This window comes from Vibrio sp. MMH1-50 (genome assembly GCF_022347645.1).
In the GTDB taxonomy this organism is placed as follows: Bacteria; Pseudomonadota; Gammaproteobacteria; order Enterobacterales; family Vibrionaceae; genus Vibrio; species Vibrio harveyi.
The window spans coordinates 1-16,783 of sequence record NZ_JAKRGG010000009.1; the positions used below are offsets into that span (position 1 = coordinate 1).

Consider the following 16,783-nt stretch of genomic DNA (forward strand, 5'->3'; position numbering starts at 1 on the left):
GGCTATTACGCTACGTTGTTTTCCTTGCTTGCTTTCGGTAAAAACAGAGAATCAATGACAACGCTCTGAATCCTGCATCTTGAAGTCACTTGGGTATATATCCCGTTAGCTTGCCACACAGTGAACTAAACTTAGCTAAGTTGCTCAAAGTTAAGGATTCTCAAACAAGGAAGGGAGTGCAACAGTTGTTAATCTCATTGGCGGTCATCTTGGCGGTTTGTGCCATAGTCATCACATGGAAAGCAGTCGGTCGAATATCAAGGCTCGAAGACGAAGTATCTCTGCTTCATAAAGAACTGACAGAGCTGCGTGCGCGTTGGTTTGAGGGAGATACATCAACGACTCCACAGCCTGAGCATAAGGTTACAGCAACACTGCATGCGTCAACACCACCAGACAGTCCCGTACCACCTAATGCTCCGAAGCTTAAATCAGATCCAGAGCTAATAACTGCGTCTCTAGCAGCCAAAGAAGTGCCACAACCGATTGTTGAGCCGAGCCTCCCGTCACTCGACGAAGTGCACATTGGTGGTTTAGCCCATAGCAGTGAATCCGTTTTTGAGAAGCAAGCCAATAAACTGCTGACCAACATCCAAGAAAATTGGTTGGTTTGGGTTGGCGCACTCGCCATGTTGATTGGTGGCGGTTATCTCGTGCAAGTGATTGGCAGTCATATCGAGTTCTCACCAATCATGCGCGTGACCATCGCATTCTCAATCTCCCTTGCTACCGTGATAGCAGGTGAGTGGTTCCATCGCCGTGAGCAAAAATCCTCAGACCGAGCAGAACGAGCGAAAGGTTTTACTTACGTACCTGCTGCCATTACCGGAACAGGGTTAACAGGGATTTACTGCACGGTGATCTTTGCGTTTGTCTTCTATCAACTATTATCGCCTAGTGCATCGCTGCTGATCTTAGCGGGCGCCGCATTTTCGAGCTTAGCTCTCTCCCTGCGCCAGGGACCTTTAATGGCTGTACTTGGTTTGATCGGCGGCTACTCCGCGCCCCTGTGGATTGGCGGCGCAGAGCCCAACTATTACTTGCTCGCGGGCTATATCACTGCGATTTCAGTTGCAGCGACTTTGTTAATGCAAAAGATCCGACACGCTTGGATTTCACCATCAATGACCGTGCCGCATGTTTTGTGGATGCTTCTGTTGATCGAAAGCATACCAATAGAACAACTATTCTCTTGGCTTACGCTCTTCCTTTCACTCAGTTTGTACCTGTTGTTTGTCGTACCAAGAATGGGCTGGATGCTCAAACCGCGTTACCGTCATTGCCAAGGTAAGTGGACACATCCGCCAACAGGTATTGCTCCGGCTATCACGTTGTTAATGCTGTCGGCATTGGCTCGCATGTCTAGCGTTGATACCGCAGAGATGGTTTACTTCTATGTGTTCTTTATTGCCATGATTTGGCTACCAGCCGTTCGAAAGGCTTGGTCGTTAAGAATCTTTTTACCATCAATTTTGGTGGCTTCTACCGCAATCATGCTGCTTTCTATCGCGCTTGAGTCTATCTATATGGCAGAGGGGCAAACACCAGTATTGGTTGCGCTCGGTGTCAGTATTGCGTTGATTGCACTGCGAACATTATTCCAAACACTAGCAGGTGATCACTCACGGCTGACGGGTACCCTCTTCCTTGTTCTTGCCCCAGCAATGACATTGATTACCCTGCTCTACGCGTACGAGTTTATGAGTCGTCATGTTTTTGCTTGGACACTCTTCACCGCAGTGATTGCGGTTTATTACGCCTTACTCGGACAGAAATTCAAAGCTCTGGCGCTGGAGTGTTCAGCTATCATGCATGCCATCATTGCAGGAACGGCTTTTGTTTGGCTCAATGACACATGGCTTACGACTGCCATTTCGATTCAAGTGGCAGTAATGGCATTACAGACTCAAGCCAACCTGTTCCGCCCTGCAAGTTGGGCAGTGAAAGTTACCATGGGGATCTTGGTCATGCGTCTGACTTTGCTACCATTCATTCCAGAGTGGCAACCCGTTAATGCTGGGCACTGGGCTTGGGTATTGATCAGTTACTTGCCGTCTTTGGCGATTCTTGCTTACGCTCGTACTGTATTACATCACTCAGATACAGAACTCGCCAATTGGTTTGAAGGTGCATTTTTACACGTGTTCTTGATGGCAGTGTTCACTCAGACCAACTACTGGCTGACGGGGCAATACGGCTACCTTGGCTACGTCGATTTCACTTCTGCCATTGTGTTTGCCAACCAAGCATTAGTGATGGGATTGGTTTACAGCTATCGCAGCAAGTTCGCGCAACAATTAGAACGTGTTTATCAAGCTTACAGCTACCTACTTTGGGGCGTCTTTGTTGTGTTGGTGTTGCTACTCAATAGCCTTGAATCACCGTTGATGGTCAATAATGTTTCCGCTGAGTCCATGCCTGTGTTTAACATGCTATCACTCGGCTGGCTACTGCCTGCAATTATTTTGCTAGTAACTACTTACAAACACTGGGACACATTGCAAATCCCACGTCCTATTGTTACTAGCTTTGGTATTATCTTAACGGCAGCTTGGCTAGGTATGTCGATTCGCCAATTCTGGCAGCCTATCTCGATGACGCTAGCTCAACCAACGGGTATGGCAGAGCTGTTTACCTACTCGATTGCTGGTTTGATTGTCGGCGGCTTACTCACTTGGGTAGGCGCAACACGTAAAGCGATGACGATTCAACGCATTGGTTTGGCAGTGTTGGCGTGCGTCGCGCTTAAGGTGTTCTTGTGGGATGTAAGCTCACTAGATGGCTTCTGGCGAGCGGTTAGCTTCTTGGGGTTAGGGGCGTCACTGATTGGACTTGGGTGGTTGTTCCAAAAACTCCATCGTTCGGTTGCAGGACCTGTTGAGCAAGCAGAATAGAGTTTGAACTAAGAAAGAGATTCCCGACGTCGCTCCTTCGTCGCTCTCGGGAATGACCCAGAAGAGTATTGAGCCGTTGACGAATTCTAAAGCGGAATACGCGCCTAATGATCGTCTTTTCAGAGTTGAGGAATTAAGTGTCAGGAATCTCTCTTTTAATAGCGAACTAGAAAGGCGATTCCCAACTCTTTTCTGGTTTTTGAAACCACATATAGAATCGAGAAGGGAATCTTGGAGTGTTCTTGAAAGGTTATTTCAGGAGCGCCACAACCGTATGGCGACGCACATTCGCTTGTGCATTAAGCGCTTGGAACGTTGAGGTAAATTGATCTGACGTTGCCATAAATCCATCGAGTTTCGAATTCACATCCTCGGCACTCATCTGGTTAGATTTACTTTGCACCGAACGCATCTGAGCACTCAACTCACCGTGAAAAGCTTTGGCTTCTTCCAAGCTGGTTTGCACTTGTCTTAAATGCTGATTCACCTTGGCAATAGTTTGTTTGATGCCATCGCGAGAACCTAGGTCAAAGCTTAACTCTGCAATACCGTCAGGTTCCGATTTTAGGTTCAGAACATTAGCGTGCCCCGCTGGGAATCGATGCCCTTCACCCGTCACCAATACCTTTTGCTGCATTTGCTGATAAGCAGTATCGCGCGCTTCAAATAAAATAGTGCCGTCTTCCGCCAGTGATGCGCGCATTCCCATCGCAATCAAACTGCGATCGAGCATTTTCACCGTACGCGCACCATCCGCCTGACCGTCAAACTGGATCATCACCGATTGACCCTGCGGAAAATCCAAGCGAATTTGCTCTGCTTTTTCACTCAAACGATGTACGTTCAAACCCGGGATAGAGAAGCGGCGAATATCGGCTTTATCCAGTTTTAGGTGCAGTTCGTTATCAATCACCTTTTGTCCATCAAAACGCGCCTGATCAACCACTTGCTGAATGGACGTTTTGGAGCGAACTAAACTGTCTTGCAAACCAGGGACGTTCTGTGTTCCTTGGCTAACGGCTTGAGTCAAACCTCGCTTAATTTGAGTCAGCTCTCTACCAATCACTTGCAGCGATTTTGATGCGATCTGCACAGCAGTTGCTTGTTGCTGACCTTGAGTAAGCTGAATACCGGAAACAGAATAGGCTGACGCAGTGTCAGCCTGAACTTGCCTAGGACGCGGTTTAATCGCACTGCTCGTATCCGCTGAGCGGGTCGGCATGATAGAGGCTTGTTCTTGCCCACCTAAGCGTATACTGTGGGGTCTTACCTCTACTGTGCTCATCACCATATAAAACTTCCTTAAATACGATCAAACAGGTTGAGATCGTTGATCTTAACGTAGCTAGCTTGCGTTGCTTGTAACGCTGCCATGTAGTTGCTCAAACGTACTGATGCTTCACCGTAATCGAGCGCAGACAAATCGTTCGTCACTTTATCAACAAACAGCTTGTTTTCGCCGTGAGCTCCATCCATCAGATCTAGGTTGTTGTGGCGTCCACCAATCTCTGTGATAGCACCTAATACGTTTGCAGAGGTATCATCAATGGCAGCAAGGCTAGCGTCCACTTCAGCTCGAAAATTCGGACTCGGCTTCTCAAATTCTGCAATTAAAGCATCAAGTTGGTTCAGCACATTGTCGCCACTGCCAAGCTCTAAAATGTCTTTAGCGGTCATGTTGGATTCCATGGTGACGCCTTTAGCAACCGTCACAACACGCTTATCGCTGTTGCCGTCTACTTGGTAAACACCGCCCCCGTTACTCACCGCTGGTTTGTCGGTTTGAGTGCCTGAAAACAAGTAATGACCTTCTTCGTCTTGTGCATTAAAGGACGACTGTATGGCATCTCGGTAGCTTTTTAGTTCGGTAACCATGCCGCTGCGGTCATCATCGGTTAACGAGCCATTTGCCCCCCAAAGCACCAAGTCGCGAACGCTTTTCAAGCTTTCATTCACAGAATCCAAATGTGTTTCTTGCGCAGAAAGCGTCGTTTTCAGATTGGCAATATTGCTTTGGTACTGACCGATTGCGCTGTTTTCACGCTCAAGGTTAAGTAGCTTAATGGACGCCATTGGATCGTCTGAAAGCTTGGTCAGTCGATTACCTGTCGACATTTGTTGTAGCACATTCCCCAAGCCTGCGTTGTTGGTTTGCAGACTTTGCAGCATCATCTGGCTAAATTGAGTGTCACTGATTCGCATATCGAGTTCCCTTTAGAAAAGCTGCAATACAGCATCGAAAAGTTGGTTAGCTGTGCTAATGACTTTCATATTGGCATTGTGTGCGTTAGCAAACGTCATCAAGTTCGCCGCTTCTTCATTACTGTTAACCGCACTAACATTATCGCGTGCCGCGTGAGCTTGCTTGTTCATTGCGGTTTTTGCTTCATAATCTGCCGCAGCTTGGCGCGCTTTAATCGCCGTTTCACCAACCATTGCGGTAAATGCATCGTTCAAGCTCAAAGAACCAAAACCTGTAATGGCGACCGGTTTGTTGCTCAACTTAATCAAGTTATTCAGTACGTCGGCATTACCTGGCGCACCATCACTTGAGAATGCCAATTCCTCTGCGCTGATTCCCGTAATTTTTAAGCTAGATGAAGGGTTTGCAGGGTCGTAACTGAACAAAGGTTTGCCCGGGTTACCGTTAAGGTCTTTACCCGTCGCAAGTACCGCGTTGTACTCGTCTGCCATCGCCTTCGCCATATCGTCTAGTGCCACTTGGTTTGGCATTAGGATTTCTGTTTGATAGTCGTTAATCGCTCCCAATTTGCCGCCGACAGATTGATCGAGACCAAAACTTTGAGAAGCAAACTCAACATTTAAATCAGCAAGATAAGGATCGGAAGGATTTGGCTTCGACGTTAGCTGACCGTAATCAGTCCCCATCACCAAAGGCTGACCTGAAGCGAGTGTCACCTGCATGCTTCCATCAGCTTGATCCGTTGTCTTGATTTCAACGATCTGAGAGAGCTCACCAATCAAAACATCACGAGTATCCATTAGCTGAGCTGGGTTACCGCCCGTTCCCTGCATTTCGACAATCTGCTTGTTTATGTGAGCGATGTTCGTCATCAAGCTATTGGCATGATTTAACGCCGCATTACGTTGCTCACTCATGTCTTTATGCTGATTATGAAGCGACTCGGTTAACGTATTGAAGCGACGCGCTAACGCTTCTGATTCGTTGATAATTTGCTGACGGTATGGAATTGATTCTGGTTTTACTGTGGCATCATTCAAAGCTGCGTTAAGCGAATCCAAGCCCGCAGAAATACTAAAACCATCAGCGCCAAGCGTACTTTCAAGCTGGCTCATTGCGGTAGTGTAACCACTTGAGTATGACGCTAGGCTGTTTGTCGACCAAGTCTGTTTGACCAAAAACTGGTCTGTTACGCGGCGAATACTTGTGACTTCAACACCAATGCCCGGACTGAGCTTGTTGTACTTGCCATCCCCTACAGATGCCATAAGCGCTTGTTGACGGCTGTATCCTGGCGTATTGATGTTTGCCACGTTTTGCGCCGTCACTTCAAGTGCGACTTGGTTTGCGTTCAAGCCTGAAAGGCCGATATTAACAAGGTTCATTTACAGCTCCATTTTTCTGATCAGCGGCTGAGTAAACGCGGTCGTCATACCGGCTTCACCGAGCACTTGTTTAACAGAGGCGACCACTTGCTGCACGGAATTAACTGCATCAGTGACTGTGGCGATATCATCACTTTCAAGTTGTGACTTGCGTTCAAGCGAGGTCACTTTTCCATCATTCGCCGAAGAGATACTGCGTGATTGGTCGAATGCTACCTCACGCATTGATGGGCTTAGCTGTTGAACCAGCATATTGGCAATGCCCGCATTTTGCTTTTTAGCAAGCTCCATTGCCAGTTGACCGTCATACATATCGCGAAACACACCTTGTTGTTGGCTAGCAAATGGACTGTCTTTGTCAGCCAACACGTCACTACTGCTGCGCATTTGACGAAGCACCATTTGCAGAAACATGGCTTCAAACTGACCTGCAACCACTTCCAAGGCACCTTCTTGATCACGGCTTCTCTTGATGTTCGCTAGCGCACTATTGTCGTGATACAACATGGAGCTCAGTTTGGCTTGATCGTTACTGGTATCTAATTTCATCTCAAACTCCTTAAATCACGACAAGCTCGGCATTCAACGCACCCGCTTCACTGAGTGCTTGCAGAATCGACATCAGATCCGTCGGTGTTGCACCTAAGCTATTCACTGCATTGACGATGGTGTTCAGCTCCGTTCCCGGCGGCCATATCACCATTTGCGCAAGCTCTTCATCAACGTTAATTTGCGTTTGATCTATGACTTTTGTATCACCACCAGCAAAGGCGTTCGGCTGGCTAACTTGCTGCGATTCCGATATACGGACAGTCAAGTTACCGTGGCTAACTGCCGCTTCGCCCACTTTGACATTTTTACCGATGACAACGGTGCCAGTACGAGAGTTGAAAACAATTCGAGCCGGTTTACGACCTTCTTCCACGCTCATCTCTTCTAGCATCGACATCATGGTTACACGCTGCTGGGTATCCATTGGTGCTCGCATTTCAACGCGTGCTTTGTTGATTGCTTTCGCTACATTTGGACCAAAGGTGTTGTTGATTTCGCGGGCGATGTTTTTTGCGGTAGTGAAACTTGGTTTACGAAGGTTTAACGTAATTTCACCACGCTGGTTAAAGTCTGTTTCGATTTCTCGCTCCAACGTTGCACCGTTTGGAACACGACCTGCAGTTGGTGTGTTCACTTCTACCTTGGAGCCGCTTTTGCCTTCAGCCGATAAGCCGCCAACTACCACACTACCTTGAGCGATGGCATAAACTTCACCATCAATACCGCGCAGTGGTGTAAGTAACAGCGTACCGCCACGTAAGCTTTTCGCGTCACCAATAGAAGAGACTACGACGTCAAGTGTTTGACCCGGTCCCGCCATTGGGTCTACCGATGCAGTAACACTCACCGATGCCACGTTACGTAGTTTCGGGTTCATGCTGTCATCAATTTGTACACCAAATTGGCGTAACATGTTGGTAATCGATTGAGCAGTGAATTTAACTTGGTTCCGATCACCTTGACCTGCCAAGCCCACTACCAAACCGTAGCCGACCAATTGGTTTTCTCGGATGCCCTGAACATCCACCAAGTCCATGATCGGAATTTCCACTTCAGCTTGCGAAGTGGCAGGAAGTCCCAAGGTCAATGCCAATAGGAAAGAAGAAAAGAATGCGTTAATTGGCTTCATTAGAATGGTACCCATGGGCTGTTGAAGAACTGCGTCAGCCACCCAGCTGCGTTGCTGTCAGCTAATGCGCCGCGACCTGCATAGGTGATACGAGCATCTGCAATACGCTGAGAAGAAACTTGGTTGCTACGGTTGATATCATCAACACGCACGATGCCTGTTAGGCGAATAAATTCATCGCCTTGGTTAAGTCGCAACCACTTTTCACCGCTAATACGAAGCACACCATTTGGTAGCACTTCATGCACAGTAACCGTGATTGCACCCTGTAATTTGTTGCCCTGTGAACTCGAAGCGCTGCCATCAAAATTACGGCTACCGTCCACGCTTACACCCAATTCATCGATGGTTTTAGTGCCAATGGTTGGCGCAACAAAATTTACAGTTGAGCTTTTACCAAACTTAGTGCCTGCTTTTTTGCTGGATTCCGTCTCTTCCGATAGCTGCACCGTCAAGACATCACCAACACGGTAGGCACGTCGGTCTTGGAATAACGTCATGGTGTATTGGTGACGATAAAGGCTACCTGAGTTTGCTTCTGGCAAGGTGTAATCCAACACCGGCGGCGCGTATTCCTCTGCATTTGGTTCAGGCGGAATAAACTCCTGACGCCCAGCACATCCCACCAGCAACACGACGGCAACTGCCCAACTTTTCGAAAGCCATTTCATTGCTTTTTCCTTCATCATCACCAATTTCTTACCTACATTGCCTGTGCGACAAACTTCAGCATGTCATCCGCTGCAGAAACGACTTTTGCGTTCATTTCGTATGCGCGCTGAGTTGTGATCATGTCGACCATCTCTTCAACAACTTGCACGTTAGAACCTTCTAAAGCCCCTTGCTTAATGCTGCCCGCGCCATCTTCACCTGCGATTAACTCGTCAGCTGGTCCGCTTGCTGCTGTTTCACGGAACAAGTTGCCACCCACTGCTTCTAAGCCCGCAGGGTTAATGAACTTAGCCAGAGTGATTTGCCCTAGTTGCTGCGGCGTCGGGTCATCTGCTGACGTAGTTGTTACCGTGCCATCCACACCAACAGAGAATGAAATGGCGTTATCTGGGATCTGAATTTGAGGTTCTAGTGGTAGACCTTGACTGTTCACCATCAAACCTTCTGAGTTGATATGGAACTGACCATTTCGGGTGTACATGATCTGACCATCAGAGTTTTCGATTTGGAAAAAGCCCTGCCCCATTACCGCCAAGTCAAACTCACCAGTCGTATTTTGCGTGTTACCTTGTGTGAAGACTTTTTGCGTCCCCACAACACGAACACCAGAACCCAACTGAACACCGGTTGGTAGCTCGTTAACTTGGTCAACTTGCGCGCCTGGCTGACGCTGAATGCTGTAGAACAGGTCTTCAAACACTACTCGGTCACGCTTAAAGCCGACCGTGTTGACGTTTGCTAGGTTGTTCGAGATGGCAGTCATTTTTGTATCTTGAGCTGCCATGCCCGTTTTACTTACCCATAATGCTGAATGCATTGGTTATCTCCTTTGTGGCAGGAATTATCTAGAAGCACGATTTACGTTGAGCAAAAAGTGTTATCTCGCTGCCATCAATTTGTTTCCGGCTTGCGCCAAGGTTTCTGCGGTTTTCATCATGCGAACTTGCATCTCGAAGTTGCGCGTCAGTGACATCACGCTGAGTAGTTCATCGATGGCTGAAACGTTACTACCTTCGATATGCTCTGGTGCCAATTGCACCGTTTCATCAGCGACAAAAGGCACACCATCAACACTGTGCAGTAAGCTGTCGCTTTCTTTCTGAAGTTGGTTAATGGCAGGTTTCACCATTTTTAAAGTGCCAACTTCAACTTCTGCACCACCGCCCGGTGGGATCACAGACACGCGACCGCGCTCACTGATCTCAATCTTTTGAAAATCAGGCACGATCATTGGTCCGTTTTCACCTACAACGGGAAATCCATTGATACTCATGGCACCAAACGTATCGATTTTGATGTTACCCGCACGCGTGTAAGCCTCATTTCCAGCCGGTGTTTCTACTGTTAGGTAGCCTTCACCCATGATCGCAACGTCTAAGGGGCGTCCCGTTTTCATGATGTCGCCAGAATCAAAACGCGTCGATGCAGAGTTCGTCACCACCATGGTGCGACCATCAAAGCCCGCACCTTGCAATTCAACGCTTCGTACACGTTCCATATCCGCACGGAAACCAGCAGTATCGGCGTTCGATAAGTTGTTAGAACGAACGTGCTGAGCCTTAAGAACTCGGCTCGCACCAGACGTTGCAGTAAATAACAAGCTATCCATGCAATACTCCCATTACACTGCGTTGAACAGAGCTTGAGTTAGCTTGTCGTTGGTTGAGATGGTTTTGGCGTTCGCTTGGTAGTTACGCTGCGCCGTCATTAGCGCGACAAGCTCACTGGTTAAGTCAACGTTAGAACCTTCCAATGCACCCGGAGTAAGGTCACCCAGTGTACCTGTACCCGGAACGCCCATGATCGGCGCACCAGAGCTAAAGCTTTGTGTCCAAGCGGTACCGCTCACTTTCGATAGACCTTGCGTGTTAGCAAAGTCCGCAAGCACTACTTGACCTTGAAGTTGAGATTGACCATTGGTGTACGTCGCGTAAACCATGCCGTTGTCTTCCACTCTAACGCCAGCAAGTTCACCCGATGTGTAACCATTGGGATTATTGGTGCTCACGCCAAATGCAGCACCAAACTGAGTACTACCTGAAAGGCTAATATCAACGCTCATTGCGTTTGCACCCGCGGCTGGGAATGCCACATTAAATGCGCCAGCAGGAGAAGCCAGCGTACCATCGGTATTGAATTGAACGGTTTGAGCTGTTGCAGGAGTCGTAGGCGCACCATCCACTTCTACATTCACTTGCCATTCGTTATCTGACGTTTTAGTGAAGTACTGAGTCACCGTATGGGAATTGCCTAGCGAGTCGAAAACCTTGGTGGTGTAAGAAGAGTTGAATGATTTAGGGTCCGAAGAATTAAATGGATAAACCGCTTGATCAATCTTGGTCGCACTTGCATCGAAGTTAGCAACAAATTCTAAGCTGCTTGTTGCTTTAGCACTCAGAGAAGAAGTGGATACCTTGATATCGCCGACTGAACCTGTTTGCAGGTTATTATTGTTGTCAACGCTGTAGCCTTGTAGTTTGGTTCCGTTGTTCGCGGTAACGAAATTGTTCTTATCTGTGCTAAATACACCAGCACGGGTGTAGAGCATTTGACCCATAGAGTCTTTGGTCACAAAGAAACCGTTGCCGTTAATTGCTAGGTCCATTGCTCTGCCAGTACCCGTTACAGAACCGTTTTTTTCGAAGTTCTGAGAGATTGACGCCACTTCTACGCCGCCTGGCTGCATGCCGTTGTAAACCGCCGCGAATTCAGTACGACCGCCTTTGAAACCATACGTCGAAGCGTTAGCAATGTTATGACTGATGGTGTTCAATTCTGTATTGGTCGCGTCCAGACCACTAAGTGCGATGTTAAAACTCATAAATAACCTCTGATTTCCTTATTTGGTTAAGCACCAAACTGAGTAATTTGATAGAAAGGAACGTTGCCAACGCCTTGAACATTGACCAGTGCTGAGCCACCTGAGCTTGGAATACGAACCTGCTCAACCGTGCCTGCCAGCAAAACTTTAGGGCTTTTCTGCCCATCTTGAACTTCCACCGCAACGGTGTACTTACCCGGTTTCAAACCGAGCTCTTCAGGATTAATGGAGAATTCCAAATCACCAGCAGCGTGCGCGCCAAGAGGCACTTTCGTTGATTGACCAAACTGGTCTTTCACCACTAGCGTTACTTGGTTAGAACCATGTTCTAGTTCTATCTTGCCGTTTTGCGCGCCTTCACCGAGTTCAAACTCATTCGATGAAACGTACACGGTTTGACCAACCAAACCAGCGGTCGAAAGCACTTGCATGTTGTCGAGTAACACCATGCTGTTTTGCATTAACTTCGACATATTTTCGGTACTCTGCACCTGAGAAAACTGCGCAAGTTGACCAACGTACTCGGTTCCGTCTAACGGGTTTAGTGGGTCTTGGTTTTGAATTTGTGCAACCATCAACGAGATAAACTCATTTTGCAGTGAGCTGGCACTGTTCATATCTGATGGGTTAGCAGAGACACTTGCGTCACTGCCAGACTTGGTTGTTACCGGCTTATCGGAAGACAGTGGGGTGTATTGTGCAATACTCATTAGCTACCCTGCCCTAATCGAAGCAGACCTTGCTGCATGCTTTTCACATTCGCCAATACCTCGACATTGGTCTCGAAGCTGCGTGTCGCTGACATCATGTCTGCCATTTCTGACACCACATCAATATCCGGGTAGTACACGTAACCTTCATCGTTTGCCAATGGGTTATTAGGTTCGAAGCGCTTCTCTGCCTGCCCTGCATTTTTCACAACATCCACAATGCGAACTTCTGCATTTGGATAAGCACTGTTCTCTGTTGCCATTTGCGTTTTTTGATACACAGTTGCAAACACAGGTTTAAGTGCCTTGTAGGCATCATCTGGGTTGGCAGACACCGCATCGGCGTTTGCAAGGTTACTGGCTACCGTGTTCAGACGAACGGTTTGCGCCGTCATCGCTGAGCCAGTGATCGAATAGATATCAGTAAATGACATGTTTAACGTCCCTCAATCGCTTTCGCCAAGCCACTGAATTTCATGTTGAGAAACGTCAGGCTGGTTTGAAAGTCCATGTTGTTTTGTGTGAATTTGGCTTGTTCAACACCAAGTTCCACGGTGTTGCCGTCTTTGCTGTTTTGGTAAGGCACTGAATATTGCGCCTCTACCTGAAACTTCGGCACTGATTTGCTCACACTTCCCGTCGACATATTGTTCATCACGGTGGTGAAGCTCAGGTCCTTTGCCAAGTACCCTGGGGTATCAACATTTGCTAGGTTACTGGCGAGGACTTTGGTACGCTGAACGCGAAAATTAAGTGCCTCTGGATGTACACCTAACGCATTTTCGAATGTGATCGCCATGCATCTTTCCTTCAAGTCGGCTCGAATACGCCAAGAATGAAACAAGATGCGTGCCATAAAAATTACTTATAAAAATCAATGAATTATAAACAAGGAAGGAAGCCTCGCTTCCGGTTTACGGAAACCACTCAAAACAAGGGGAAAGGTCGATTTCCCCAAATTATGCTGCTTTGTGGTTTGGTTTTGAGTGCCAGTTCGATAAGTGCCGCTGCCGCAGAGAAAACCCTCACGGCGAACGAACTAAAAGTCACCGTCAGTAAACAATTTGAGCAAGAAGTCGCACAAATCGCGCGTTCACACCATTGGGGAACCTATCAGCTCGAATATCGTATTTGGGTTCCGGGCTCTGCCAATCACTTGCCCGCCTGTACGTCGCCTTTGGTCATCGCAGGACGAGATAATCGCTCACTGCCTGTTGGCAATTTGAAGCGCGCGGTCAGTTGTGAGGACATCACCTCTCCTTGGCGAATCAACGTTACAATCAAATCTGCAGTGACACTCCCTGTCCTCGTTGCGACCAGCACAATTGGGCGTAACGAAACGATCTCCGCGACTCATTTAAAATCTGAAACGCGCACGATTTCGCGCCAAGACGACTTCTACACACAAGTGAGCCAAGCGGTAGGATTGGAGACCTCTCGCCGTATTCGCGCCGGACAAATTATTGATCCTTCAAACCTAAGCTCCCCTGCTCTGGTTGAGAAAGGCAACGAGGTGATTATTGTTGCGAGCAAAGATGGATTTAGCGCCAGTACCAAAGGCGTCGCCCTAGAACAGGGAAAGAAAGGTCAGCAGATCGATGTAGAAAACATCAGCTCTGGCAAAGTGATACGAGCAGTCGTGACAGGGTTAAATCAAGTACATACTCAGTTCTGATTTTGGACTCAGGTTATCATTTTTTGATTTTTACACTCGTCAGCACAGGTGAACTTCGAGTACAAAAAATAAATATTTAATGTTCATCACACCCTAGTCGCCTATTCGATTTAGAACATGATGATTGAGGACAACAGCATGAAAATCGACAAAGTCGCGGGCGGTCATGTCCCACAAACGAAATTCCAGCAAGCAAGCAAGAAGCCTGTCGAAACCATCGCACAGAGCAAAACTAGCGAGTCAGCATTCCAAGCTAACACTGCCGCCATCGATCGCGCTCAAGCAGAAATGAAATCACTGCCAGACGTAGATATGGCAAAGGTTGAAGAGATCCGCAACGCATTAGCACGTGGTGAACTGAATCTGGATACCAAAGCACTATCCAAAGCAGTAATGCAGTTCCACACTGGTCACGAGTAACGCAGCGCACTAGGAGTCATGCATGGCAACGGCCGCATCGCAGCACATTCAACAATTTGTTCGTTCCCTAGCGGAAGACATTAAACTCTACCAGCAATTGCTAGAGCTTATTCAGCAACAAAAAACGCTGTACTTGAAGTTTGATGGGGAATCGCTTAGCGAGAACATTCAAAAGCAAACGCCAATTTTGAATCGACTTAGTCGCTCGGCGAGTGAAAGAAGTCAGTTGATGCGCTCGCTTGGACTCCCTTGCAACGAAACCAGTGTGAATCGAATTTTCAATGCTCTGCCTGCCAAAATTGGCACGCAAGCAAGAAAACAATGGGCGCTGTTGGAAACCTTGGTAAAACAATGCCAAACGGACAATCAGAGCAACGGTCAAAGCTCTGCGGCGTTCCAAGAGTTGGTCAGTCAACTCAAGCAACCTGTGCAACACACTTATGAAGAGCGTTCGTTCTAAACAATTCTCGCCTTGCCTACAGAATCTTCCTCCATCCAGGTCGATTACTGTGGGCTTTTTTGCGTTTTGGCTCACCTGCTTTTCTTCTCTCTCAATAGCCAAACCCAACGAAGAAACCATTACCCAACAATATCAAGTGCTCGCGCCCTACCAGAGCCAAATTGCCAAACGTCTCGATTCTGTTCGCCCATTGCTCGATCATATTTTCAAACAGCTTAAGCAACAGTCGTTACCGCCCACATTCGTTTTGTTGCCCATGTTGGAATCGTCTTATAACCCTCAAGCCGTCTCACATGCGAATGCTGCGGGTCTATGGCAATTAATCCCTGCCACAGCGACACGATTTGGTTTACAAGTATCAGACACCGATGATGAACGGTTTGATACCAAAGCCAGCACTCAAGCGGCGTTGAAATACTTGGCGTTCCTGTATGAGAAGTTTGATCAAGACTTGGCACTGACTCTAGCAGCTTACAACGCGGGCGAGGGACGCGTATCAAGGGCGATGAAAAATGCGGGTAGTCGAAATTTTGATGCGCTCACTTTACCCAATGAAACACAAGAGTACGTCAACCGCTTCTACGCACTAGAGCGCTTGGTTGATGTACAACAACTTCGTACGGATTCTTTTCAGCCTTTGCTGTTATTTTCCGACCAGTCATCTATCTACACCAAACCGCTTATAGACCTTAGTCGATTACCACCTCTGGTCGAATTGTGACACCCATCACTAAAACTCGACAATGTCAGGTGTTCGTAAAAATACAAGATCCTGTACTGCCAATTTGCAAACTCGTGATCTCGATGCAAACGCGTGCATAAAAGTTAAGGTAATGTATCTCAAAGATAAGAAAGAGCAGTGGTTTGCTGATAATTCACCAATTTGTGCTTGTGTATTGAGTAGAGATGCATCACATTACGGGTGCAAATTCAGTGAAAAACAATGGTTAGACCTATTAATTATTTACACAACAAATATAAAACCGCTATTGTTTTTACAGATTGAAACAAAATACAGAATATCGAGATGACGCTTCGCTTGCGCGTCTGGAATAAGTCCGGGTTCCGGGGGGGAGCTCGGACTTTTTTATTGGCTGGAAGTTACAACTTTGACCGTAGGGTGATTACAACAACTCTTTTGCGATTAGTTGGAGCAAGAAGGTTTCGCGTTCAATGCTCATTCCTTTCTTTGGGCTTTCTGCCATCGTCTTTTCATTATGCGCAATCGCATCATGCACATTCATCCAAACTGGACGCATGCCGTTTTTCACTTCGTAATCTTCATAAGACGTTTCACCTAGCTCACGATCAATCTTACACGTGTAGCAGTATGACGTCATGTGCATCACATCCGCATCGTCTTTGTACCAAGGACGAAACTCTTCAAAGATACCAAATGGCTTAATGTTGTGAATGTTTTTCGCACCAGTTTCTTCTTCGAGTTCACGAACCAAACCTGCAATCACGTCTTCGCCTTCATCAATACCACCACCCGGCAGAGTGTAGTCGTGGTAACGTTCAGTGTAGAGGAGAAGAACATCTTCACCATCAAGCACAATGGCACGTGCTGCATTACGCTGAAAGATGATTTTGTCATCCAAATGTTCGATGTCTGGGTGCGTAGTTGTTTTTAAGTGTCTCATCGCAGGATCCGCTGTGAATGTTTTGCGCGCATACTACCGAAATTCATAACTATTCCCAAGTTTCAATTTGCGCAAGCCTACAACAATGCCACCCAAGATAACCTTGAGATACTTGGATATACAGACGAACAGTGAGCAAATTCTAAAATTACACAGAATTCCCTTTCAAGCGTCGTGCTTTTAACAAACATAAGACAGTATTTTTCTTAAACTCTCCTA

At 47.2% G+C, this 16,783-nt stretch carries 18 protein-coding genes; 5 read left to right on the top strand and 13 right to left on the bottom strand.

All coding sequences use genetic code 11. From position 1 onward, the window contains the following. The first annotated feature begins 176 nt into the window (after window positions 1–176). Window positions 177–2,894 carry a DUF2339 domain-containing protein gene (locus MHO32_RS09110; RefSeq protein ID WP_239211328.1) on the top strand — a complete coding sequence of 906 codons (2,718 nt, stop codon included), beginning with the start codon at window positions 177–179 and terminating at the stop codon, window positions 2,892–2,894. A 250-nt stretch (window positions 2,895–3,144) separates the two neighbouring features. Here MHO32_RS09110 and MHO32_RS09115 read toward each other — a convergent pair whose 3' ends face one another. From MHO32_RS09115 to flgB, 12 genes are read right to left on the bottom strand one after another with little or no spacing between them, the layout of a single operon-like run. Further along, a complete protein-coding gene (locus tag MHO32_RS09115; protein ID WP_005445367.1) occupies window positions 3,145–4,185 on the bottom strand; it encodes a hypothetical protein in 1,041 nt (346 codons plus the stop codon). A gap of 11 nt (window positions 4,186–4,196) precedes the next feature. Next, window positions 4,197–5,096: a flagellar hook-associated protein FlgL gene (gene flgL, locus MHO32_RS09120; RefSeq protein ID WP_005445368.1), complete on the bottom strand. Its 900-nt coding sequence runs from the start codon at window positions 5,094–5,096 to the stop codon at window positions 4,197–4,199. Window positions 5,097–5,108: 12 nt separating this feature from the next. Continuing rightward, complete coding sequence (flgK, locus tag MHO32_RS09125; protein ID WP_239211330.1) at window positions 5,109–6,482, bottom strand: flagellar hook-associated protein FlgK; 1,374 nt, start codon at window positions 6,480–6,482, stop codon at window positions 5,109–5,111. Further along, the gene (locus MHO32_RS09130) at window positions 6,483–7,031 is read right to left on the bottom strand and encodes a rod-binding protein (protein ID WP_005445370.1); all 549 of its coding nucleotides are present in this window, start codon (window positions 7,029–7,031) and stop codon (window positions 6,483–6,485) included. It abuts the gene before it with no gap. 10 nt (window positions 7,032–7,041) lie between these two features. Then, on the bottom strand, window positions 7,042–8,163 hold the full coding sequence (locus MHO32_RS09135; protein WP_005445371.1) for a flagellar basal body P-ring protein FlgI: 1,122 nt from the start codon (window positions 8,161–8,163) through the stop codon (window positions 7,042–7,044). Next, window positions 8,163–8,834, bottom strand: a complete 672-nt coding sequence (gene flgH, locus MHO32_RS09140; protein WP_009696916.1) for a flagellar basal body L-ring protein FlgH — start codon at window positions 8,832–8,834, stop codon at window positions 8,163–8,165. The genes MHO32_RS09135 and flgH overlap by 1 nt, the downstream gene beginning before the upstream one ends. Before the next feature lie 32 nt (window positions 8,835–8,866). Next, on the bottom strand, window positions 8,867–9,652 hold the full coding sequence (flgG, locus tag MHO32_RS09145) for a flagellar basal-body rod protein FlgG (protein WP_005445374.1): 786 nt from the start codon (window positions 9,650–9,652) through the stop codon (window positions 8,867–8,869). 60 nt (window positions 9,653–9,712) lie between these two features. Continuing rightward, window positions 9,713–10,444, bottom strand: coding sequence for a flagellar basal-body rod protein FlgF (gene flgF / locus MHO32_RS09150; RefSeq protein WP_029789141.1), 732 nt, complete (start codon window positions 10,442–10,444; stop codon window positions 9,713–9,715). A 12-nt stretch (window positions 10,445–10,456) separates the two neighbouring features. Further along, complete coding sequence (flgE, locus tag MHO32_RS09155) at window positions 10,457–11,656, bottom strand: flagellar hook protein FlgE (RefSeq protein WP_005445376.1); 1,200 nt, start codon at window positions 11,654–11,656, stop codon at window positions 10,457–10,459. 26 nt (window positions 11,657–11,682) lie between these two features. Next, complete coding sequence (gene flgD / locus MHO32_RS09160; protein WP_005445377.1) at window positions 11,683–12,366, bottom strand: flagellar hook assembly protein FlgD; 684 nt, start codon at window positions 12,364–12,366, stop codon at window positions 11,683–11,685. After that, a complete protein-coding gene (gene flgC / locus MHO32_RS09165) occupies window positions 12,366–12,800 on the bottom strand; it encodes a flagellar basal body rod protein FlgC (protein ID WP_005445378.1) in 435 nt (144 codons plus the stop codon). The genes flgD and flgC overlap by 1 nt, the downstream gene beginning before the upstream one ends. Window positions 12,801–12,802: 2 nt before the next feature. After that, window positions 12,803–13,165: a flagellar basal body rod protein FlgB gene (flgB, locus tag MHO32_RS09170; RefSeq protein WP_005445380.1), complete on the bottom strand. Its 363-nt coding sequence runs from the start codon at window positions 13,163–13,165 to the stop codon at window positions 12,803–12,805. Between the two features lie 78 nt (window positions 13,166–13,243). On the opposite strand from flgB, the gene flgA reads away from it, so the two are divergent. From flgA to MHO32_RS09190, 4 genes are all read left to right on the top strand, one after another. Then, window positions 13,244–14,041 carry a flagellar basal body P-ring formation chaperone FlgA gene (gene flgA, locus MHO32_RS09175; RefSeq protein ID WP_239211332.1) on the top strand — a complete coding sequence of 266 codons (798 nt, stop codon included), beginning with the start codon at window positions 13,244–13,246 and terminating at the stop codon, window positions 14,039–14,041. Between the two features lie 138 nt (window positions 14,042–14,179). After that, window positions 14,180–14,461, top strand: a complete 282-nt coding sequence (gene flgM, locus MHO32_RS09180) for a flagellar biosynthesis anti-sigma factor FlgM (RefSeq protein WP_239211335.1) — start codon at window positions 14,180–14,182, stop codon at window positions 14,459–14,461. A gap of 22 nt (window positions 14,462–14,483) precedes the next feature. After that, a complete protein-coding gene (flgN, locus tag MHO32_RS09185) occupies window positions 14,484–14,921 on the top strand; it encodes a flagellar export chaperone FlgN (protein ID WP_005445383.1) in 438 nt (145 codons plus the stop codon). Between the two features lie 43 nt (window positions 14,922–14,964). Next, a complete protein-coding gene (locus MHO32_RS09190; RefSeq protein ID WP_033002550.1) occupies window positions 14,965–15,642 on the top strand; it encodes a lytic transglycosylase domain-containing protein in 678 nt (225 codons plus the stop codon). Window positions 15,643–16,045: 403 nt separating this feature from the next. Here the strand turns inward: MHO32_RS09190 and MHO32_RS09195 are convergent, their stop codons facing one another. Continuing rightward, window positions 16,046–16,564, bottom strand: coding sequence for an NUDIX hydrolase (locus MHO32_RS09195; RefSeq protein WP_005445385.1), 519 nt, complete (start codon window positions 16,562–16,564; stop codon window positions 16,046–16,048). Between the last annotated feature and the right edge of the window lie 219 nt (window positions 16,565–16,783).

Coding starts and splice junctions, on each gene's coding strand:
- MHO32_RS09115 (WP_005445367.1), bottom strand. CDS start 4,185: ATGGTGATGAGCACAGTAGAGGTAAGACCCCACAGTATACGCTTAGGT.
- flgL (WP_005445368.1), bottom strand. CDS start 5,096: ATGCGAATCAGTGACACTCAATTTAGCCAGATGATGCTGCAAAGTCTG.
- flgK (WP_239211330.1), bottom strand. CDS start 6,482: ATGAACCTTGTTAATATCGGCCTTTCAGGCTTGAACGCAAACCAAGTC.
- MHO32_RS09130 (WP_005445370.1), bottom strand. CDS start 7,031: ATGAAATTAGATACCAGTAACGATCAAGCCAAACTGAGCTCCATGTTG.
- MHO32_RS09135 (WP_005445371.1), bottom strand. CDS start 8,163: ATGAAGCCAATTAACGCATTCTTTTCTTCTTTCCTATTGGCATTGACC.
- flgH (WP_009696916.1), bottom strand. CDS start 8,834: ATGAAATGGCTTTCGAAAAGTTGGGCAGTTGCCGTCGTGTTGCTGGTG.
- flgG (WP_005445374.1), bottom strand. CDS start 9,652: ATGCATTCAGCATTATGGGTAAGTAAAACGGGCATGGCAGCTCAAGAT.
- flgF (WP_029789141.1), bottom strand. CDS start 10,444: ATGGATAGCTTGTTATTTACTGCAACGTCTGGTGCGAGCCGAGTTCTT.
- flgE (WP_005445376.1), bottom strand. CDS start 11,656: ATGAGTTTTAACATCGCACTTAGTGGTCTGGACGCGACCAATACAGAA.
- flgD (WP_005445377.1), bottom strand. CDS start 12,366: ATGAGTATTGCACAATACACCCCACTGTCTTCCGATAAGCCGGTAACA.
- flgC (WP_005445378.1), bottom strand. CDS start 12,800: ATGTCATTTACTGATATCTATTCGATCACTGGCTCAGCGATGACGGCG.
- flgB (WP_005445380.1), bottom strand. CDS start 13,165: ATGGCGATCACATTCGAAAATGCGTTAGGTGTACATCCAGAGGCACTT.
- flgA (WP_239211332.1), top strand. CDS start 13,244: ATGAATTATAAACAAGGAAGGAAGCCTCGCTTCCGGTTTACGGAAACC.
- flgM (WP_239211335.1), top strand. CDS start 14,180: ATGAAAATCGACAAAGTCGCGGGCGGTCATGTCCCACAAACGAAATTC.
- flgN (WP_005445383.1), top strand. CDS start 14,484: ATGGCAACGGCCGCATCGCAGCACATTCAACAATTTGTTCGTTCCCTA.
- MHO32_RS09195 (WP_005445385.1), bottom strand. CDS start 16,564: ATGAGACACTTAAAAACAACTACGCACCCAGACATCGAACATTTGGAT.